The organism is Tsukamurella pulmonis (genome assembly GCF_900103175.1).
In the GTDB taxonomy this organism is placed as follows: domain Bacteria; phylum Actinomycetota; class Actinomycetes; order Mycobacteriales; family Mycobacteriaceae; genus Tsukamurella; species Tsukamurella pulmonis.
The window spans coordinates 193,599-213,646 of the sequence record NZ_FNLF01000002.1; the positions used below are offsets into that span (position 1 = coordinate 193,599).

19 protein-coding genes are annotated in these 20,048 nt (G+C 70.3%); 9 read left to right on the forward strand and 10 right to left on the reverse strand.

Translation table 11 applies throughout. The features are described 5' to 3' along the window. The first annotated feature begins 66 nt into the window (after positions 1-66). Together BLQ62_RS01240 and BLQ62_RS01245 are read left to right on the forward strand one after the other, a co-directional pair. A complete protein-coding gene (locus BLQ62_RS01240; RefSeq protein WP_082756120.1) occupies positions 67-696 on the forward strand; it encodes a YqgE/AlgH family protein in 630 nt (209 codons plus the stop codon). Between the two features lie 41 nt (positions 697-737). After that, positions 738-1,739: an ABC transporter substrate-binding protein gene (locus BLQ62_RS01245; RefSeq protein WP_082756122.1), complete on the forward strand. Its 1,002-nt coding sequence runs from the start codon at positions 738-740 to the stop codon at positions 1,737-1,739. Positions 1,740-1,745: 6 nt separating this feature from the next. Here BLQ62_RS01245 and BLQ62_RS01250 read toward each other — a convergent pair whose 3' ends face one another. Then, positions 1,746-2,225 (reverse strand): MarR family winged helix-turn-helix transcriptional regulator, encoded by a 480-nt coding sequence (locus BLQ62_RS01250; RefSeq protein WP_082756123.1) that lies wholly within the window; start codon positions 2,223-2,225, stop codon positions 1,746-1,748. Between the two features lie 83 nt (positions 2,226-2,308). Between BLQ62_RS01250 and BLQ62_RS01255 the strand changes: the two genes are divergently transcribed. After that, the gene (locus tag BLQ62_RS01255; protein ID WP_068537399.1) at positions 2,309-2,677 is read left to right on the forward strand and encodes a hypothetical protein; all 369 of its coding nucleotides are present in this window, start codon (positions 2,309-2,311) and stop codon (positions 2,675-2,677) included. Between the two features lie 58 nt (positions 2,678-2,735). Here BLQ62_RS01255 and BLQ62_RS01260 read toward each other — a convergent pair whose 3' ends face one another. Both BLQ62_RS01260 and BLQ62_RS01265 read right to left on the reverse strand, forming a co-directional pair. Next, positions 2,736-3,725 (reverse strand): bile acid:sodium symporter family protein, encoded by a 990-nt coding sequence (locus BLQ62_RS01260; RefSeq protein WP_068563501.1) that lies wholly within the window; start codon positions 3,723-3,725, stop codon positions 2,736-2,738. Positions 3,726-3,729: 4 nt separating this feature from the next. Beyond that, positions 3,730-4,200 (reverse strand): SdpI family protein, encoded by a 471-nt coding sequence (locus BLQ62_RS01265; protein ID WP_068563503.1) that lies wholly within the window; start codon positions 4,198-4,200, stop codon positions 3,730-3,732. A gap of 61 nt (positions 4,201-4,261) precedes the next feature. Here BLQ62_RS01265 and leuS point away from each other — a divergent pair, with 61 nt between their 5' ends. The 3 genes from leuS to BLQ62_RS01280 are packed head-to-tail and all read left to right on the forward strand — an operon-like array spanning position 4,262 to position 8,794. Further along, positions 4,262-7,111, forward strand: a complete 2,850-nt coding sequence (leuS, locus tag BLQ62_RS01270) for a leucine--tRNA ligase (RefSeq protein WP_068563505.1) — start codon at positions 4,262-4,264, stop codon at positions 7,109-7,111. Between the two features lie 16 nt (positions 7,112-7,127). Continuing rightward, positions 7,128-8,153, forward strand: a complete 1,026-nt coding sequence (locus tag BLQ62_RS01275; protein ID WP_068563507.1) for a hypothetical protein — start codon at positions 7,128-7,130, stop codon at positions 8,151-8,153. A gap of 2 nt (positions 8,154-8,155) precedes the next feature. After that, complete coding sequence (locus BLQ62_RS01280) at positions 8,156-8,794, forward strand: maleylpyruvate isomerase family mycothiol-dependent enzyme (protein ID WP_068563509.1); 639 nt, start codon at positions 8,156-8,158, stop codon at positions 8,792-8,794. Here BLQ62_RS01280 and BLQ62_RS01285 read toward each other — a convergent pair. Continuing rightward, the gene (locus BLQ62_RS01285) at positions 8,779-10,404 is read right to left on the reverse strand and encodes an HNH endonuclease signature motif containing protein (RefSeq protein WP_068563511.1); all 1,626 of its coding nucleotides are present in this window, start codon (positions 10,402-10,404) and stop codon (positions 8,779-8,781) included. The two genes, BLQ62_RS01280 and BLQ62_RS01285, sit on opposite strands and share 16 nt — an antisense overlap. A 120-nt stretch (positions 10,405-10,524) precedes the next feature. Here BLQ62_RS01285 and BLQ62_RS01290 point away from each other — a divergent pair, with 120 nt between their 5' ends. Then, complete coding sequence (locus tag BLQ62_RS01290; RefSeq protein ID WP_068563513.1) at positions 10,525-11,706, forward strand: winged helix DNA-binding domain-containing protein; 1,182 nt, start codon at positions 10,525-10,527, stop codon at positions 11,704-11,706. On the opposite strand, the gene BLQ62_RS01295 is transcribed toward BLQ62_RS01290, so the two are convergent. Both BLQ62_RS01295 and BLQ62_RS01300 read right to left on the reverse strand, forming a co-directional pair. Continuing rightward, a complete protein-coding gene (locus BLQ62_RS01295) occupies positions 11,707-12,345 on the reverse strand; it encodes an O-methyltransferase (protein WP_068563515.1) in 639 nt (212 codons plus the stop codon). 42 nt (positions 12,346-12,387) lie between these two features. Continuing rightward, positions 12,388-13,071 carry an SDR family oxidoreductase gene (locus BLQ62_RS01300; protein ID WP_068563596.1) on the reverse strand — a complete coding sequence of 228 codons (684 nt, stop codon included), beginning with the start codon at positions 13,069-13,071 and terminating at the stop codon, positions 12,388-12,390. 59 nt (positions 13,072-13,130) lie between these two features. On the opposite strand from BLQ62_RS01300, the gene BLQ62_RS01305 reads away from it, so the two are divergent. After that, the gene (locus tag BLQ62_RS01305; protein WP_068563517.1) at positions 13,131-14,504 is read left to right on the forward strand and encodes a TrkH family potassium uptake protein; all 1,374 of its coding nucleotides are present in this window, start codon (positions 13,131-13,133) and stop codon (positions 14,502-14,504) included. After that, positions 14,497-15,171, forward strand: a complete 675-nt coding sequence (locus BLQ62_RS01310) for a potassium channel family protein (RefSeq protein WP_068537371.1) — start codon at positions 14,497-14,499, stop codon at positions 15,169-15,171. Before BLQ62_RS01305 ends, BLQ62_RS01310 begins: the two co-directional genes overlap by 8 nt. A gap of 93 nt (positions 15,172-15,264) precedes the next feature. Here the strand turns inward: BLQ62_RS01310 and BLQ62_RS01315 are convergent, their stop codons facing one another. The 4 genes from BLQ62_RS01315 to BLQ62_RS01330 all read right to left on the reverse strand — a co-directional run bounded on the left by BLQ62_RS01315 (position 15,265) and on the right by BLQ62_RS01330 (position 19,892). After that, on the reverse strand, positions 15,265-16,536 hold the full coding sequence (locus tag BLQ62_RS01315) for an MFS transporter (RefSeq protein WP_068537368.1): 1,272 nt from the start codon (positions 16,534-16,536) through the stop codon (positions 15,265-15,267). 76 nt (positions 16,537-16,612) lie between these two features. Beyond that, a complete protein-coding gene (locus BLQ62_RS01320) occupies positions 16,613-17,098 on the reverse strand; it encodes a MarR family winged helix-turn-helix transcriptional regulator (RefSeq protein ID WP_068563518.1) in 486 nt (161 codons plus the stop codon). An 82-nt stretch (positions 17,099-17,180) separates the two neighbouring features. Then, positions 17,181-19,244, reverse strand: a complete 2,064-nt coding sequence (locus tag BLQ62_RS01325; RefSeq protein WP_068537363.1) for a PhoX family protein — start codon at positions 19,242-19,244, stop codon at positions 17,181-17,183. Positions 19,245-19,427: 183 nt separating this feature from the next. Then, positions 19,428-19,892, reverse strand: a complete 465-nt coding sequence (locus BLQ62_RS01330) for a hypothetical protein (RefSeq protein ID WP_068563520.1) — start codon at positions 19,890-19,892, stop codon at positions 19,428-19,430. Between the last annotated feature and the right edge of the window lie 156 nt (positions 19,893-20,048).

Here is a 20,048-nt window from a genome sequence, read left to right on the forward strand (position 1 = left end):
GCGTATCGGCGCGAAGCCTTCCCCGTCGGCGGACCCGGATGGTGCTCCGCGTGCCATGATGGGGGTGTGGGTCCCGATCGTTCGAATGAATCCGCACCGGGCGGCGCGTCCTCCGGCGAGTCCGCGGGCGCGGGCTTCGAGGTGTCCCCCGGCACGCTGCTGGTGGCCTCCCCCGAGCTGATCGAGCCCACCTTCTCGCGCACCGTCGTCTACCTGATCGAGCACAACGAGTCCGGCAGCCTGGGCGTGGTGCTGAACCGGCCCAGTGAGTCCGCCGTCCACGGGGTGCTCCCCCGGTGGCACGATCTCGCGGCCAAGCCGAAGGCCGTCTTCGTCGGCGGGCCCGTCAACCAGACCGCGGCGCTGTGCCTCGGCGTGGTGAAGGCGGGGGTCGATGCGAGCGGCATCCGCGGCCTGCAGCCCGTCGCCGGCCGGGTGGTGCTCGTCGATCTCGATTCCGACGTGGAGATGATGGACGAGCTGCTCGACGGTGTGCGCGTGTTCGCCGGCTACAGCGGTTGGGGCATGGGCCAGCTCGACGACGAGCTCGGCCGCGACGACTGGATCCCCTGCGGCTCCCTGCACACCGACGTGCTGGTCCCGTCGAGCGTGGATCTGTGGGGCAAGGTGCTGCGCCGGCAGGGCCTGCCGACGGCGCTGCTCGCCACCCATCCGGTGGACGTTTCCGTCAACTGATCAGTTAGGTTAGGCTGGCCTTCCTGTTACGAGGAGGGTTCATGAAACGGATGCGCATCGGGCTGATCGCGGCCCTGGCGGTGGTCGGGCTGATCGCCTCCGCCTGCGGTGGAACGGGTTCCGACGGTGCCGCCCGCGCCGGGAGCACGGTCACGATCACCCAGGTCAACGGCGTCACGGAGTTCCCCGTGGGGCCGGCCCGCATCGTGGCGACCGGCTACTCGATCGACAACCTGCTGGCCCTGGGCATCACGCCGGTCGCCGTGGTGCAGGCGGGCCTCCCGCTGCCGGCCCCGTGGCACGGCACGCGGCTCGACGGGATCCCGGTCATCACCTCCCCGGACAAGAAATCGATGCCCGTCGAGGAGATCGCGAAGTACCGGCCGGACCTGTTCGTCGGCGACGACTACGTGCTCGATCAGGGCACGTTCGACCGGCTCTCCGCGGTGACGAAGGTGCTCGGCGGCATCGAGGAGAACGGATCGCGCGCAGCCTGGGACGTGCAGTTGCGCGCCCTCGGACGGATCCTGGGCGAGCAGGACGCCGTCGCGCGGATCCTGGCCGAGGACGAGGCGCGCTTCGCTGCCGTCCGCGAGCGGCACCCGGGCCTGCAGGGCAAGTCGGCGGTGCTCGCGCAGTACCTCGCCGCGAACAGCACGTTCAACTTCGTCTCCGCCACCGCCGACCCGACCAACACGATGTTCGCCGAACTGGGGATGACGCTGCCGAAGGCGATCAAGGACGATCCGCAGTTCGCGACCGGCGCGGGCGCGCAGGGCGGGCGCACCCCGGTCTCGTTGGAGCTGCTCCCCCGGATCGCCTCGAACCTCATGGTGATCTACCCGAACGGCGCGACGGCCGCCGATCTGCAGCGCCTGCCCGGGTATGCGGGCCTGCCGCAGGTCAGCGGCGGCGCGACGCAGGTCGTCGACCTGCAGACCGTCATCGCACTGAATCAGCCCACGCCGCTGAGCCGGGAGTGGATCCTGCCTCGGCTCGAGCCGCTGTTCGTGACGGCTGCGGCACAGCCGGCGGTCGCCTGACCGGCCTCACCCGTCCGTCGGGCGCTGCGACTGGATGATCCGCCACAGCGCGGAGCGGCAGATCTCGACGTCCTCCCCGAGCAGGCGGCCCCACTCCTCGTCCAGCGCGATGGACCGGCCCAGCATCGCCGACGTCACGGTCTCGCCGTGCGGGGTGAGCGCCAGCGTGCGCGCGCGCCGGTCCCGATCGTCGACGGTGCGGACCACGAGGCCCCAGTCCACGAGCTCGGCGACGGTGGGCGCCACCGACTGTTTGGTGCTGCCGAGGCTGGCCGCGATGTCGATCAGGCGCTTCGGTGCTTCGTTCACCAGGGCGAGCACCCGCATGTGGCCCGGGCGTAGACGGGGTTCGTACTCGTGGACGGTCTCGAGTAGGAGATCGGCGATGATCACGCCGACGCGGCGGGCCAGGATGTGGATCCGCGCGGTGGGCGGCGGATCGATGAACGTCACTTCATCGATCGCGCTGAACTTCCGTCTGGACATGATAGTCAGTCTACCCGTACTATTACCTCAGCTAGTGACAACGAGTGTAGCCAGTGTTCTTTCCGGTACGGAGGTGTATCGAAATGTTCGGACTCGGTGAACCGCTGCGCGGGCACCGCCGTCTGCGGACGGTGCTGGGGGTCCTGCTGGCGACGGCGGTGGTGGTGCACCTGGCCCGCGCGCTGGCGATACCGATGAGCTCGTACAAGACGACCTGCATCGGGCTGGCCCTCGCCTACGGCGTGATCCTCCTGATGGTGCTGGTCGGCGAGCGGTGGGGATACACCGCGGCGGCGGTGTTCCCGCTCACCGCGGTGGTGCTCGGCGACTACTGCGGGGCGATCCGTGCCGGCTCGCTGAACACCGTCGACGTCGTGGTCGATCTGGCGATCGTCCCGGCGGCCATCATGATGCTCCGCGCGCACCCGAGACCCGAGCCCGCCGCGGCCTGACGCCGCCCTCCCGCGCATCGCGGGGCGGGATGGGTCGGTGCGCAGCCGGTGCCGCGGCTCAGGCCGCGACGCGCTCCGGCTCGAGCTCGCGCCCGTACCGCGCGGCCAGCCACGCGCACATCATCAGCTGGAGCTGGTGGAAGATCATCAGCGGCAGTACCAGCAGGCCCACGGGTTGTCCGGCGAACAGCACCGCGGCCATCGGCAGGCCCGTGGCCATCGACTTCTTGGTGCCGCAGAACTGGACCGCGATCATGTCGGCACGGTCGAAGCCCATCTTCTCGGCGGTCGCACGCGTCATCCACAGCATGAGCAGCACCAGCGCCACCGAGAGCACGATCAGCTGGACGACGCCCACCCAGGAGACCTGGCTCCAGATGTGCTCGCGCATTCCCGCCGAGAACGCGGAGTAGACCACCAGCACGATCGAGCCGCGGTCGACGTACTTCAGTGCCGCGGCGTGCTTGGTGACGAAGCCGCCCACCCAGGGCCGCAGCAGCTGGCCGAGCAGGAACGGCAGGAGCAGCTGCAGGCACAGGTCGATGATCGAGCTGCTGTGGAACTGCACCTCGCCGGTGGTCGCCATCAGGGCCAGGACCAGCAGCGGGGTGATGAAGACGCCGAGCAGGTTGGACACCGAGGCGCTCACGATCGCGCCCGGTACGTTGCCGCCCGCGATCGAGGTGAACGCGATCGAGGACTGCACCGTCGACGGCAGCAGCGTCAGGAACAGCACACCCGCGTACAGCTCGGGACGCAGCAGCACCTCCGGCGCGAACCGCAGCAGCACGCCGATGATCGGGAAGACGACGAAGGTGAAGCTCAGGATCACCACGTGCAGGCGCCAGTGCTTCAGGCCCGCGAGGGCCTCCTTCGGGTGGATCCGGGCGCCGTACAGGAAGAACAGGACCGCGATGGCGACGGTGACGGCGCCGTCGACCACCGGGACCGCACTCCCCTGCGCGGGGAAGAGCGCGGCGATGCCGACGGCGGCGAAGATCGCCAGGATGAAGCCGTCGATGGAGAGCTTGTCGAGGATCTTCTTCATCGCGTCAGGCGGGGCGCGCCTCGTGGTCGCACATGCCCTTGAGGGCGCACGCGCCGCAACCGCCGGTCACGCCGCAATCGGCGGCCGGGTCGTCCGACGGTGCCTCGTCCGCGCTGCAGCAGGTGGCCTCCGGCATCTGCAGGCGGGCCTGGATCGATGCGGCCCGCGCGCCCTGCAGCGCGCCGAAACCGGCCAGGAACAGGCCCGCGAGCACCGCGACGCCGACGGTGACGAACGACCAGGGAGCATCCATCGCGAGACCGATCAGCGCGCCGGCGGCGAAGATGACGCCCGCACCCACCAGACCCGGGCCGGCCACGCGGTTCGCGGTACGCCAGAGCAGCGGGTCGGAGAGCGTCTGTTCGGTGCGCACGCCGACGACGCCGTTCTCCGGCAGGCGGCCGGCGAGCCCGGCACCGCCCACGACGACGGCCGCCACGGCGGCCACAGCGAGGATCACAACCAGCACGAACACCCCTCCAGTGTAGGTTCGGCGCGAATTTCGTCCGATCAGGGGCACGATTTAGGCTGGTGGGGTGACGCAGAACGTTGAACAGAGTCCCTCGGCCGGCCCCGCTCACCGGTACACGGCCGAGCTCGCGGGCACCATCGAGCAGCGGTGGCGCGAGCAGTGGCGCGACGGTGGCGTCTTCCACGCCCCGAACCCCGTCGGGCCCCTGCAGGGCGACGGTGCGCTCCCCGCCGAGAAGCTGTTCATCCTCGACATGTTCCCGTACCCGTCCGGTGCGGGCCTGCACGTCGGGCACCCGCTGGGCTTCATCGCGACGGACGTCTTCGGCCGGTACCACCGGATGAACGGCGCCAACGTGCTGCACACGATGGGCTTCGACGCCTTCGGCCTGCCGGCCGAGCAGTACGCGGTGCAGACCGGCACCCACCCGCGCGTGACCACCGAGAAGAACATCACGCGCTACCTCGAGCAGATCGCCACGCTGGGCCTGGCCCACGACGAGCGGCGCCGCATCTCCACCACGGATCCCGAGTTCTACCACTGGACGCAGTGGATCTTCCTGCAGATCTACAACTCCTGGTACGACGCGGACCAGGACCGCGCCCGGCCCATCGCCGAGCTGGAGGCCGAGTTCGACTCCGGCGCCCGCGCGCTGGACGACGGGCGGGACTGGAGCGCGCTGAGCGCGTCGGAGAAGGCCGCGGTGCTCGACGATCACCGCCTGGTCTACGAGAGCAACTCGCTGGTGAACTGGTGCCCGGGCCTGGGCACCGTCCTCGCCAACGAGGAGGTCACCGCCGACGGCCGCAGTGAGCGCGGCAACTTCCCCGTCTACCGCAAGCAGCTGCGGCAGTGGATGATGCGGATCACGGCCTACGCCGACCGCCTGATCGACGACCTGGACGTGCTGGACTGGCCCGAGAAGGTCAAGTCCATGCAGCGCAACTGGATCGGTCGCAGCCGCGGCGCGCGCGTCGCGTTCGTCGCCGCGAACGAGCGGATCGAGGTCTTCACCACCCGCCCCGACACCCTGTTCGGCGCGACGTACATGGTGCTCTCCCCCGAGCACCCGCTGGTCGAGACGCTGACCGCCGCCGCCTGGCCCGCCGGCGTGGACGAGCGCTGGACCGGTGGCGCCGCCTCCCCCGCCGAGGCCGTCGCCGCCTACCGCGCGTCGATCGCGGCGAAGTCCGATCTCGAGCGCCAGGAGGGCAAGGAGAAGACGGGCGTCTTCCTGGGAACCACCGCGGTGAACCCGCTCAGCGGCGCCGAGATCCCCGTGTTCATCGGCGATTACGTGCTCATGGGCTACGGCACCGGTGCCATCATGGCCGTGCCCGGCCACGACGCGCGCGACCACGAGTTCGCCACGAAGTTCGGCCTGCCCATCATCGAGGTCATCGGCAACGAGGCCGGTGTCGTCGACGAGGCCTTCACCGGCGAGGGGCCCGCGGTGAACTCCGCGAACGCCGAGTTGGACATCAACGGCCTGGGCATCGTCGAGGCCAAGGCCGCCGTGATCGCGTACCTGGAGAAGACGGGCGCCGGCCGCGGCACCGTCCAGTACAAGCTGCGCGACTGGCTCTTCGCGCGCCAGCGGTACTGGGGCGAGCCCTTCCCCATCGTCTTCGACGCCGACGGTGCGCCGCACGCCCTGCCGGAATCCGATCTGGCGGTGCTGCTCCCGGAGGTCGAGGACTACGCGCCGGTGGCCTTCGATCCGGAGGACTCCGCCTCCGAGCCCTCTCCCCCGCTGGCCAAGGCCACCGACTGGCTGCACGTGGAGCTGGACCTGGGCGACGGCCTCAAGGACTACACCCGCGACGCGAACGTCATGCCGCAGTGGGCCGGCAGCTCCTGGTACCAGCTGCGCTACGTGGATCCGACCAACTCGGAGGCGTTCTGCGCCAAGGAGAACGAGGCGTACTGGATGGGCCCGCGGCCGGAGGTCAACGGCGCCCAGGATCCCGGCGGCGTGGACCTGTACGTGGGCGGCGTGGAGCACGCGGTGCTGCACCTGCTGTACGCGCGGTTCTGGCACAAGGTGCTCTTCGACCTGGGCTACGTCACTTCCCGCGAGCCGTACCGGAAGCTGTTCAACCAGGGCTACATCCAGGCCTACGCCTACACGGACTCGCGCGGCGTCTATGTGCCGGCCGACGAGGTGGTCGAGCGCGACGGGAAGTTCTTCCTGGGCGAGCAGGAGGTCAACCGCGAGTACGGAAAGATGGGCAAGTCCCTGAAGAACTCCGTCGCCCCGGACGACATCGCCCGTGAGTACGGCGCCGACACCCTGCGCGTCTACGAGATGTCCATGGGCCCGCTGGATCAGGACCGCGCGTGGGCGACCAAGGACGTCGTCGGCGCGCAGCGCTTCCTGCAGCGCGCCTGGCGCGCGGTGGTCGACGAGGAGACCGGTGCCGTCCGCGTCACCGACGAGACACCGTCCGACGAGTCGATGCGGGTGCTGCACAAGACGATCGCCGGCGTGCGCGAGGACTACGCGGAGATGCGCGACAACACCGCCATCGCCAAGCTGATCGAGCTGACCAACCACCTCACCAAGGCGTACCCCGGCGGCGCACCCCGTGCGCTGGCGGAGCCGCTGGCACTGATGCTCGCGCCGGTCGCCCCGCACATCGCCGAGGAGCTGTGGAACCGACTGGGCCACACCGAGTCCCTGGCGCACGGCCCCTTCCCGGTGGCCGAGGGCCAGTGGCTGGTGCAGGACACCGTCGAGATCCCGGTGCAGGTCAAGGGCAAGGTCCGCAGCCGCATCACCGTGGGCGCCGACGCCTCCGACGAGGCCCTCGAAGCGGCCGCCCTGGCCGACCCGAAGATCGCCGAGCTGCTCGACGGTGCTCCTCGCAAGGTCATCGTCGTCTCGGGCAAGCTCGTCAACATCGTTCCGTAGCAGGGGAGTACCGGCCATGACCTCGCTCGCCGAGCAGCTCATGGCCGGTCCCCGCGGGCGCGCGCTGTGTCTGCTCGCCGCATGTTTCGCCGATGAGCGCGTCTCGCAAGCGGATCGGGTGATCGCGACCAGGCTCGACACCACGGTCGAGACGGGCTGGTTCTCATCGGGTGCGATCGTGCTCGAACAGGGCTCGGAGCGTCAGGTGGAGGCCCTCGTCGGCGCGTTGGCGGGCGTCTGTGCGATCGACGGCCTGTGGGTCAGGCTTGCGCTGGAGTGCGTCGTCGACGAAGCGATGTACTGGCAGGAGCCCCGCGGCCTCCTCGCATCGCGCCGGGAATTGCAGCCGGCGCTCGCCAGGATCGCGGGGATCATCGCTCAGAGCCCCGCTGCCGAGTGGTGGACGGCGGCGCTGTCGCCCGTGGAGTACCAGGTGCGGTTCCTGCCGGTCGACCACGTCGCTGCGATCGACGCCCCCGCGGAGACGATCCTCGCGGATGCGTTCCGTCGCCGTGATGTGGGTGAGCCCTCCGGGTACCTGTCCGCCTGGTGGTCGGTGCCGCCGTTCGGTCTGATTCGGACCTGTCCGGCGCCCGCGGGCGAGCCGAGTGGGTTGTTCCTGGTCGAGGACGGGTGGGGCCAGACGGAAGCGACTGTTCATTGCGCTCGCATGCGATCACCGCGCGTCCTCGAGATCGATTCCGTCGACGTCTGGGCACGGCTGTGTAGGGCGCATGCATTCGACGCCACAGAGACGAAATCCCGTGACTGGTACCGCACTACTGGTCTGTCCAGTACCCGTTGGGCGATGCCGGATTGGCGCTCGGTGGCGCGGGAGTTCGACGCGGTGCACCTGCAGGTGGGTGCCTATCTGGCGGCGAGCGGCACGGCGATCGAGGTGGGCCCGGGGGTGCACTCGGTGATCGCGGGGTGGGCGCCGGGGGAGACGTTCTGGCTCACGGATGTGGTGGAAGTCGAACCGCAGGGGCGGGTCTTCGTCAAGGATGAGGGCGACGACCTGTGGCATCCCGCGGAGGAGTGAACATGATCGGCTCGGTTCGGGAACTGGCACTCGCGGAGCGCGCGAGCCTGCTCGAACTCATCGAGACCCTGACCCCGGACCAGTGGGCCACGCCGAGCCTGTGCGAGGGCTGGACGGTGCGGGACGTGGTGGCCCATCACTTCAGCTACGACATGCTCACCGCCGGCCAGACGGCCCGGCGGATCATCACGGGCCTGCGCCACCCGGGCGGCCCGAACGCACTGGGCATCGAGTACCTCGCGGATCAGAGCACTGACGAACTGGTGGAGACGGTCCGCCGACACCTCGATCCGCGCGGCATCGTCACGGCGTTCGGCTGTCGGGTCGCGCTGACCGACGGCATGCACCACCAGCAGGACGTCCGTCGCCCTCTCGGCCTGCCGCGGTCGATCCCCGAGGAGCGGCTGCGGCCCGCGCTGGACTTCTCCCTCTGGGCGCCGCCGATCCGTGGCGTGGTGCACGGCAGGGGTGTGCGCCTGATCGCCGACGATCTGGACTGGGCCTTCGGTCGCGGCCCCGAGGTGCGCGGCCCCGGCGAGGCGGTGCTCATGGCGCTCGGCGGGCGCAGTCACGCCCTCCGCGACCTCACCGGTCCCGGATGGGATCGACTGGCGCGCAACCTCGGTCACGCCGCAGCGTAATCGTCCATCGGCCACGGCGGATCGACGCGCCAGTGGTTGTCGGTGTCGTGTTGGGCGAGCAGATCCTCGAGGAGGGGCGGGCCGTGCGGACCGTCGAGGATCGCGGCGATGTCGTCGTGGATGGTGCCGACGAACTCGCGGTACAGCGCGCGCTCGTCCTGCTCTCGCCAGGCATCGGCGTACTGCTGGTGCCGCTGGCGGTGGTGTTCGACGGCGAGGCGGTAGAGCTCCTCCGGATGGTGCTGGTGATTGACTCGGAACTCTCCGGTGGGATCGGCGGTGCGCCGCCAGCCCGTGCGGCCCGCGGAGTCATCGCCCTCGGGCAGGGTGATGGTCTCGAAGCCCCGCCGGACATCGTCGCGGCGGGGGACGACCTTGCCGTGGTGCGCGTCGCAGGCGAGCGTCAGGACGTCGATGTCGGTGCGCCCGCCGTCCGCCCACTCGGTGATGTGATGGACCTGGCAGCGCGTGGCCGGTGCATCGCAACGCGGTGCACTGCACCCCTTCTCCGAGCCGTACAGCGCGATGCGCTGATCCGCCGAGGCGAGCCGCTTCTCCCGCCCGAGGTACAGCGGGCGTCCGACCACATCCAGCAGCAGGACGTACCGGGGGTTCGCACCCATCATCCGCAGTGCGTCCTCGACGGGGAGTCGCCCACCCGTGGCGGTGGTCGCGATGCCGGTCTCGGACTCGAGCTGATCGATGTCGAGGGTGATCACGGGCACGCACGGCAGTCCGCGGTGCTGCCCGAGCGCGCCGGAGGCGATCACGGCCCGCAGCGCCGCCACGAGCGCGTCGTGATTGCGCTGCGCCGCGGTGCGGCGATCCCGCTTCGCCGCCGCGGCAACGGCATCGGCGTCGTCCGTGTCGACCGGCGCGTCCGCGTCGTCGGGGTTGTTCACGCCGGGCCGGGCCAGCTTCTCCAGCACCACGTCCATCAGCGCACGCGCCTCCGGCGACAGCGCTCCGGCCAGCGCCGACATCAAGTCGTCACCCTGTTTGCCGACGGTGAGCTCGCGGGCGCGAGTGATGTCTTCGGAGGAGGGCTCGGCACCGTCGGGATCGATGTGTTCGTACGCGCGACGTCCGAGCGCGGCGATGTCGTCCGGAGTGCACCCGCCGACGGCGGCGGTGACCAGCATGTCCTCCAGGTCGTGGAGCTTGGGAAGGGACAGCTTGCGCGAGCACTTGTCGAGTGCCTTCTCGATCGACACCGCGTGCCGCTCGGAGAGCAGTCCCTCCCGTTGGGCGGCGGCGAGCACCGCACGGACGGGCCCCGGCGCGTGGCCGTGCTCCTGCCGCGGTGCGCGGGAGCGGGCACCCCGGATACGGTCCTGCGCTTCCGATCCGGCCAGATGCAAATGATCGATCAGCATCTCCTTCGCGCCGGTGTAACCGAGCTGCGAGTGCAGGCCCTGCTCGATGCCGACTTCGGTGAGCCAGTGCTGGCTGCTGGGGACCTTCCGGGCGGCGCACTCGAGCCGACGGAGCGCATCGAGCACCTCGGGGGAGGACAACATCACGGGGTTCGCCGCCGCGAGCCTCTCCGAGGCTTGTTCGAAGGAGGCGAGCGCATCGAGATACTCAGCAGCAGTGTCCGTCTCGACCATCGGCCACCCCCTCTCACTATCGCAAGTCTACGCCGAGATTCGAGGCAGTGCCATGGAATAGAACGTAGTAGCGACGACGAACCGAATGCTCTAGCCTGGTGAACGACGAGGGGGAACCGGATGCGACTGATCGACGACGCCGAACGCCGCGCCCGCATGGGACGCCGCCACGCGCTCGCCCCGCAGCACCGCGTGCGTACGGTTCTCGACGCGGTGCGCGCAGTCGGCGTGCTGCACGCGACAGAGCCGGCGACCCCGTACCTTTCGGTCCACGCGCGCACGGACGGCTTCGCGATCGGAGACCTGGAGTGCGAGCTCTACGACCGGCGGTCCCTGGTCAAGCAACTCGCGATGCGCCGCACCATGTTCGTCTTCCCCCGCGAGTTGTTGCCGGCGGCGCTCGGCGCACCGTCGGCGCGGGTGGCGGTGCAGGAGCACGCCAAGGTGCGCAAGGACGCGGAGGCGGGCGGGATCGCCGACGACGGTGCCGCGTGGCTCGCCGAGGCGCGCCGAGCGGTCCTGGACGCCCTGCGCGGGCGTGAGCTCAGTGCGCAGGAGCTGCGGGAGACGGTGCCCGAGCTCGCGGGCCGGGTGACCCTCTTCGAGGGCAAGAAGTACGGCGGCGACTCGCATCTCGCGCCCCGCGTGCTGACCTGGCTCGGCGCGACGGGCGCTCTCGCGCGCGCCCACAACGCCAGTCACTGGCGGGTGAACCGCAATCGGTGGGCCCGCGCGGACGACTGGCTGGGCGGGCCGATCGAGACCGTCGACCCCGCAGCGGGCTATGCGATCCTGGTGCGCGAGTACCTGCGCGCCTTCGGGCCCGCCACCGAGACCGACGTGGTGTGGTGGTTCGGTGCCACCAAGGCCGCGATCCGCGCTGCGCTGGCCGAGATCGGCGCCGTGCCGGTGCGGTTGGAGCGCGAGGGTACCGGCTGGGTGCTGCCCGACGACGTCGAGCCGGTCACCCCGATCGAACCCTGGGCCGCGCTGCTCCCCGCGCTCGACCCTACGTCGATGGGGTGGAAGGAGCGCGACTTCTACCTCGATCCCGCGTTCGCTCCGGCGATCTTCGACCGCGCCGGCAACGCGGGTACCACCGCATGGTGGGACGGGCGCATCGTCGGGGCGTACACGCAGGGTGAGGACGGCTCCGTCGAGCTGGTACTGGCGCCGGGGACGCCCCGCGCCGCGCGCACAGCGCTCGACGTGGAGGCGGTGCGGTTGCAGGAGTGGCTGGCGGGCCAGCGGGTGAACTCGATCTACAAGTCCCCGATCACGCTGCCGGCGTACGACGGCTGATCAGCGCACCACCGCGATCGCCAGGCCGTCCCAGCCCTTGATCCCGACGGTCTGCAGTGCGGTGGAGTCCAGGCGCGGGTCGGTGCCGAGCCGTTCGAGCGCGCTGCGGATGCCCTCGCCGTCGGCGGTCTCGTCGTGCAGGCGACGGACCACGTTGTCGAGCACGATGACCGTGCCCGGAACACTCAGTCGCAGGGCCCAATCGAGGTAGGCGCGGTTGTTCGCCTTGTCCGCGTCGATGAAGACCAGACCGAACGGCCCGTCGACGAACGGGAGGGTGTCGAGTGCGGCGCCGACCCGGATCTCGACCCGGTCCCCGAGGCCCGCGGTGTCGAGGCTCGCCCGCGCCACCTCGGCGTGCTCGGGGGAGTGCTCGAGGGTGACGACGGAGCCCTCGGGGCCGACCGCCCGCGCGAGCCACGCGGTGCTGTAGCCGCCCAGCGTGCCGATCTCGAGGACGCGGTCGGCACGGGCGATGCTCGCCAGCAGGTAGAGGAATTTGCCCTGCGTGGCGGAGACGGCGATGTCCGGCAGGCCGCCCTCGGCCTGCGCGACGCGGATCGGCTCGAACTCGGCCGCATCGACGGCGACGGTCCGCTCCAGGTAGTCGTCCGTCTCTGCCCACGACTCGCTGCTCACGGCCCCGACCCTACGCCGATCGTCCGCCCCGGGCCACGGGGTTCAGCGGGGCCGCAGGACGATCTCGGTGGGATGGGCATCGCCCGGGGTGGCGACCGCCTGGGCGACGGCGCCGGCCACCGTCTCCGGGCGCAGCAGGCCCGCGGCGGAGTACGCGCGCCCCTCGGCGGCGAAGATCCCCTCCTGCATCTCGGTGTCGATGCGTCCGGGGAAGACGCTGGTCACGCGGAGGGCGGGCTCCTCGGCGCGTAGCGCCTCGGCGAAAGCGGTCAGCCCGAACTTGCTCGCGGCGTAGGCGCCCCAGCCGGGGTTCGCGCGCTTGCCCGCGCCGGAGTTGATGAGCACGACGTGCCCGCCCGCCTCGCGCAGCGCCGGCAGCAGAGCCTTGGTCAGCTCCACCACGGAGAGCAGGTTGATCTCGAACATCTCCCGCCAGTCCGCGGTGGGGGTGTCCTTGATCCGGCCGATCCGCCCGAGGCCCGCATTGTGCACCAGCACGTCGAGTCGCTCGATCGGCGCGGCGAGCGCGCGCACCTCGTCGTGGTCGGTGAGATCCGCCGGAAAGGGTGCGGCACCGTCGAACTCGGCGACGAGGGAGTCGAGCGCGGGGGAGGGGCGCCCACCGAGGAGCAGGCGGTGCGAGTCGCCGAGCCGGCGCGCGATGTGCGCGCCGAGTCCGCGGGATGCGCCGGTGACGAGGGCGAGGGGGCGGGCGTCGTCGGTCATGGCGCCCACGGTAGCGAACCGGCGACTACACTCGCCTCCTGACCGAGGGGAGTGCAGGCATGGCGCTGACGCGACGCCGTTCCCCGGCTCGCCGGGAATCGCCCACCAGGCTGATCGCCGGCGGATTCGCGATGGTGCTGCTCGTGGGCACGGGCCTGCTCATGACGCCTCTGGCCTCCGTGGGCGGCACGGTCACGGCGTTCGTGCCGGCCCTGTTCACCGCGACCTCGGCGGTGAGCGTCACCGGCCTGGCGGTGGTCGACACCGCGACGCACTGGTCCACCTTCGGGCAGGTGGTGATCCTCGCGCTCATCCAGATCGGCGGCCTCGGCGTGATGGCGCTGGCGTCCCTGCTCGGGCTGATCGTGGCGGGGCGGATCGGGCTGCGGCTGCAGCTCGTCGCGCAGACCGAGACGCGCACGCCGACCCTCGCGGGCGGTCGGACGGTGGTGCTGCGCATCATCTCGATCAGCCTCGCGGTGGAGACCGCCGTGGCCGTGGCGCTGACCCTGCGGTTCTGGCTGCACTACGACAACGGGCTGGGCAGGGCGGCGTACCTCGGGATCTTCCATGCGGTCTCGGCGTACAACAACGCGGGTTTCGCGCTGTTCTCGGACAATCTGATCGGCTTCTCCTCCGATGCGCTGATCCTCGGCCCGATCGCGCTCGCGCTGGTGATCGGCGGGCTCGGCCTGCCGGTGATCGTGGAGGTGCTGCGCGCGATCCGCCGCGCCCGCGCCGATGCGGGTGCGCCGCGCAGGTTCACCCTGCACACCCGGCTCACCCTGATCACCTACGCGGGCCTGGCGGTCATCGGCGTCGTCGCCATCATCGCGACCGAGTGGGCGAACCCGGCCACCCTCGGTCCCATGGACTGGTGGTCCAAGCTCGTCGCCGGTACGTTCTCCGGGCTCTCGCCCCGCACCGCGGGTTTCAACGCGATCGACATCGGCGGCATGCACACCCAGTCGCTGCTCGTCACCGACGTCCTGATGTTCATCGGCGGCGGCAGCGCCGGCACCGCGGGCGGCATCAAGGTCACGACCTTCGCGCTGCTCGCCTTCGTCATCTACAGCGAGGTCCGCGGCGAGCCGAACGTGCACGCCCTCGGTCGAAAGATCGCGCCGGAAGTGCAGCGGCAGGCGATCACCGTCGCCCTCATGGGCGTGGGCGCCGTGATGGCCTCGACCTTGGCTCTGCAGTACCTGACCCCGTTCCGCCTCGATGACGTGCTGATGGAGTCGATCTCGGCGTTCGCCACCGTCGGCCTCAGCACCGGGATCACGCCGAAGCTGCCCGCCGCGGCCCAGCTGATCCTGGTGGTGCTGATGTTCGTCGGGCGGATCGGACCGATCACCCTGGCCTCCGCGCTCGCACTCCGCGAGCGTTCCCGTAGGTACGACCGACCCGAGGAGCGTCCGATCATTGGCTAGGAAACAGACGTACGACGGTGACCGCGTCGCGGTGCTGGGGCTCGGCCGGTTCGGGGCCTCCCTCGCCGCCGAGTTGGTCGAGCAGGGCACAGAGGTGCTGGGGGTCGACTCCAATCGCGCACTGGTGCAGCAGTACGCGGAGCAGCTGACCCACGCCGCCGTCGCCGACACCTCGGACCTCGAGGCCCTTCGGCAGCTGGGCCTGAGCGCGTTCGAGCACGTGGTGGTGGCGATCGGTGACTCCCTCGAGGCCAGCATCCTGACCACCTCGCTGCTCGTCGATCTGGGTGTGCGCGACATCTGGGCGAAGGCGAACACCGAACAGCAGAGCCGGATCCTGCAGCGGATCGGCGCGCACAACGTGGTCCTGCCGGAGCAGGAGATGGGCGTGCGCGTGGCACACCTCGTCGGCGGGCGCCGCCTGCTGGACTACGTGGAATTCGAAGAGGGCTACGTGATGGGCAAGACCCGCGCGCCGCGCGAGGTGATCGGGGTCCGGTTGGGCGAGAGCGGGATCCGCGCCCGCTACGGCGTCACGGTCGTGGCCATCAAACACGGCGACGGCGAGTTCCTCCACGCCGGGCTCGATTCGGTGATCGCCGAGGGCGATCTGCTCATCGTGGCCGGGCGCGAGGAGTCCGTCGAGGACTTCGCCGGGCTCTCCTGAGGCCCCCGGGCGCGACGGCGCACCGTCGACCCCGGGAACGACGACGGCGCACCGCTCCCGCGTACGGGAGGCGGTGCGCCGTGCCGGAGAGGATCAGAACTCGGCGTCGCCCACCAGGGCGGCCTCGGCGGGCACCTCGTGGGAGTCCGCGCCCTTGCCGCTCACCCGGGTCAGGATGACCGCGGCGATCACGCAGGCGATCGCGCCGATGTAGAACGGTGCCGCGGGGCTGCCGAACCAGGTCGCGAAGTGGGCGACGAGGGTGGCCGCGAGGGCGCCGCCGGCCCAGCGCAGGAAGTTGTAGCCGGCGCTGGCGACCGGACGCGGGGCGTCGGCGATCGACATCGCGGTGCCGGTGAACAGGGTGTTCAGCACGCCCGACGGGATGCCGGACAGGATCACGACGGTGACCACGACGGCGACGTTCTCGTGCCCGACGGCGGCGACCACGAGCAGCGCGCCGTAGACCAGCACGGCGGCGATCGACCCGGCCCGCTCGCCGAGCGCCGCAGCCACCTTGGGGGCGAGCCACACGCCGCTCACGGCGACCAACAGACCCCAGCCGACGAAGACCGCGCCGACGAAGTAGGCGCTGCGGTGCAGCACGAACGGCGACCAGGCGAGGATCGTGAAGAAGGCCGCGGTGTAGAACGCGGAGCCCAGGCCGGTGAGGAACAGGCCGCGCTGGCGCAGGGCGCGCAGCGGCGCGAGCGGGGAGACGGTGCCCTCGCGCTGCCGCTTCTCCTTCGCCTCGGCCGCATCGGACCGCAGCATGGTGGCGCACAGCACGGCGCCGATCAGCATGAGGACGGCGGTGCCGGCGAACGGGCCGCGCCAGGAGACCCCGCCGAGCACGGCGCCCAGCAGCGGCCCCACGGCCAGGCCGAGGCCCAGAGCGGCCTCGTAGAGCAGGATCGCGCCCTGCTGGCCGCCGGTGGCGGCCGAGACGATCACCGCGAGGGCGGTGGCGATGAACAGCGCGTTGCCCAGTCCCCAGACGGCGCGCCAGGCCACCAGCACGCCGATGGAGTTCGCCAGGGCGCAGGCCGCGGCGGCGATGACGATGAGCAGCAGGCCGGCGATGACGGTGCGCTTGGCGCCGAACATCGAGGTGAACCAGCCGATGAACAGCATCGCCACGACCTGCACGCCCAGGTACGAGGAGAACAGCAGGGTGGTCTGGCTCGGCGTCGCGTGCAGCGATTCGGCGATCGAGACCAGGATGGGATCCACCAGGCCGATCCCCATGAAGGCGATCACCGCGGCGAAGGCGGTCACCCACACCGCCTTGGGTTGATGGGACAGGGTCTCGCGCAGGCTCGGGTGCGCGTGCTCGGTCTGGTGACCGGCGGCGGTGGTCGTCATCGCAGCTCCTCTCGAATACTACGAAACTCTAACTATTAGGGCGGCGAAGATCAAGCCCTGTGACGGATTCGTCGGGTCAGAGGTCCTCGCGGTACCGGTCCATCAGGCGGTGCAGCGCCGGAATCGCCCGGTCCAGGTTCGCGCGGTCCTCATCGGTGAGCTCTCCCAGGTGCCCGGCGAGCACCGCGTTGCGCGCCTCCACCAACTCGGAGGTCAGCCGCGTTCCGTGCTCGGAGAGCTGCACGACGACCGCGCGCCCGTCGTCGGGATCGGGGCTGCGCTCGGCCAGTCCCAGGCGCTCGAGCCCGTCGACCGCGCTCGTCGCCGAGGGCAGGCGGATCCGCAGGTAGCGGGCCAGCTCACCCATCCGCACCGGGCCGAGCAACAGCAGGCTCTGCAGTGCGGCCTGCTGGGCCGGGGTGAGATCGGGGCCGGGGGTGTTGCGCCGCACCAGGAAGTGCAGCTGCAGCAGGGGCGAGCGCAGGCGCGAGGCCAGGTCGCCGATCGCGGCGTCGGGCGCCGGGGCCGACGGTGCGTCGGGTGCTTCGGACGCGGAGGTCATGATCCGATACTAAAGGTTGCAACGACGGTGCCGGGCGCACCCGCGGGCGCGCCCGGCACCGTCGGACCGGAGGAACCGGGGATCAGGCCCCGATGGTGCCCGACTTCTTCCACACGGCGACCACCGACGGGCGGGGCTGCGAGGAGCCCCCGTCGGGCCAGTGCGAGGAGGGCTTGTCGGCGGTGGCGTCGTCGGTCTCGCCCGGGTGCTGCACGGCGACCAGCACGCGGTTGTCGCGCACGACGGGGCCGCAGGTCTCGGCGCCGAAGGGCACGGTGAGGAACTGCTTGGTGAGGCCGCGGTCCTTGCCCTCCAGCACGACTCCGAACAGTCCGTCGTTGCTGTCGAAGGTGTCGTTGGTGCCGTCCGTGGAGATCCACAGGTTGCCGTGCGAATCGAAGGTCACGTTGTCGGGGCAGCTGATCCGCGAGACCTTGCTCTTGTCGAAGCCGCCGTAGTAGGTGTCGGCCGCGGCCGGGTCACCGCACACCAGCAGCAGGTCCCAGGAGAAGGTGGTGCCGGTGTGCTCGTCGGTGATCTCGAGCAGCTGGCCGCTCTTGTTCTTCACGCGCGGGTTGGGCGTGTCGATGCCGGGCTGGCCCTCCTTGACGCCCCGGTCGCTGTTGTTGGTCAGCGCGCAGTAGATCTTGCCGGTCTTGGGATTCGGCTCGATGTCCTCGGGCCGGTCCATCTTGGTGGCGCCCACCTTGTCGCCCGCGACGCGGGTCCACAGCGCGACGTTCTCCGCCGCCATCCCGTCGACGTGCGACTGCGCGCTGCCGTCGGCCTTGGTGGTGAGCAACGGGATCCACGTGCCGGTGCCCTTGTAGCCGCCCTCGGGGACCTTGCCGTTCTCGACCTTCTGGCCCTCGAACTTCGCGACGTACAGCGTGCCCTCGTCGAGGATCCGCATGTTCGACTCCATGGCCGCGGCGCCCTTGCCCGGCTGGATCTTCCGCGAGCTGACGAACTTGTAGATGTACTCGAACTTCGAGTCGTCGCCGCAGTAGGTGACCACCTCGCCCGTGGGCGTGACGTAGATGTTGCCGCCCTCGCGCTTCATCCGGCCGAGCGCCGAGTGCTTGATCGGCGTCGACTTCGGGTCGTGCGGGTTGACCTCGACCAGGTAACCGAAACGGTTGACCTCGTTGGGCTCCTTGGAGAGGTCGAACCGGTCCTCGTACTTCATCCAGTGGTGGGCGTCCTCGTCCTTGCCCACGCCGTAGCGCTTCCAGCCCTCCTTGAGGCCGTCCAGCGGCGGCGTCTCGGCGCCCGAGAAGTAGTTGGTGTAGTTCTCCTCGCCGGAGATCATGGTGCCCCACGGGGTGATGCCGCCCGAGCAGTTCGCGATGGTGCCCAGCACGCGGGTGCCGGTGGGGTCGGCCGCGGTCCTGGTGAAGAAGGTGCCGGCCGCCGGGCCGCGCAGCTCGAACTCCGTCGACGCGGTGATGCGCCGGTTGTACTCGCCCAGAACGGGAGTCAGCTTGCCCGAGCCGGGCTCACCCTTGACCTCCACCACGGTGATGCCGTGCGCGGCCATCTCGACCCGCACCTGGTTCTCGGTGGGGTCGCCCTCCTTGTAGCCCTTGAACATGTGGACGCCGGTCGTGTACTCCTGGTTGCACACCATGAGGAAGGTGTCCGGCTTGCCGTCCACCGGGATGAGATCGGTGAAGTCGTTGTTGAAACCGAACTGCTGCGCCTGCGCCTCGGGCGTCTGGTTGTCGAAGTCGAACTGCGGCGCGCCCGGCAGCACCGGATCGCCCCAGCGGATCACGACGGCCTGCTCGTAGCCCTCGGGCACGGTGACGGCGTCGGCCTTGTTCGGGGTGATCGACGAGAAGTTCAGGCCCGGGGCGTTCACGTTCTCCGACGGTGCGCCGGCCGCAGCGCTGGAGGACGCGCCGGCACCGTTCGAGCCGTTATCGCCGCACGCCGCGAGGACGGTGACCGCGCCCGCGCCGAGCGCGGCCACGCCGGCGCCGCGCAGCACGGTGCGCCGGGTGATGTCGCCGAAGTACTCGTTCTCCGACTGGTTGTCGTGCTCGCGGAAGCACTGATTGCCGCACTTGTACTTGCAGGTGGTGTGCGAACGCGCGGACTTACCGTCGTGGTCGGTGAGCAGGCGCAGGTTGGGCAGGCGCATGAGGTCTCCCTGGGGCTGAGCTGGGCTGATCGGGTGGGCTGGGCTGAATCCCCGCCAATGTAGGAGTGACACGTGATCAGCAGGCAAAGCTCGGGTAAACAGTCGCGTGGACGCTACTTCCTTCTGGGTCCGCGAACAGGGGCGATCGCGCCCTGGCTCTTCTCCTCCATTGCGATCCGCGCCCTACATCGCGGCCATCGCCCGGCGCTGGGAGAACTCGGTACGGCGGTGGCGTCCATCGGCGATCAGGAGGACCGTCGCCAGGATGCCGGCGACGGTGATGACTCCGCGCAGTGCCCATCCCGCGGTTCCGTCGATCGCCGACCCCGACCACATCACGACCCCGATGACGCAGCAGATCACCATCACAACGGCGCTGATCGCGCCTCCCCGCGCCGCGAAGTAGCCCGCCACCAGGAACGCGCCGGCAAGGACGAGGTAGCCCGCGAGGATCGCGACGGACACCGTGACCTGATTCGATCGCAATGTCTCGGCCGTCAGCTCGGGCCCGACATTGCGCCTCGCGTCGGCGAGCTCGTCCGGGGGAATGGTTCGTGTGAGCTTGTCGACCAGCCACAGCGTCGGAGTGATCAGTGATCCCAGGGCGGCGACCCAGGCGGCGACCCACCCCACCACGTTCGGCTTCATGACTTCCTCCTGTCTTCGACCGGGGGATCCGGCCTTCATCTCGTAGTCAACGGTGCGAGGGCGGAGTGAGACATCCTCCCTGAGGGGGAATTCCATCGACGCGATGTGCGAATGTGGGGTGGGCTCTCCGCCGAATCCCCCCACAGGAGGATGTCC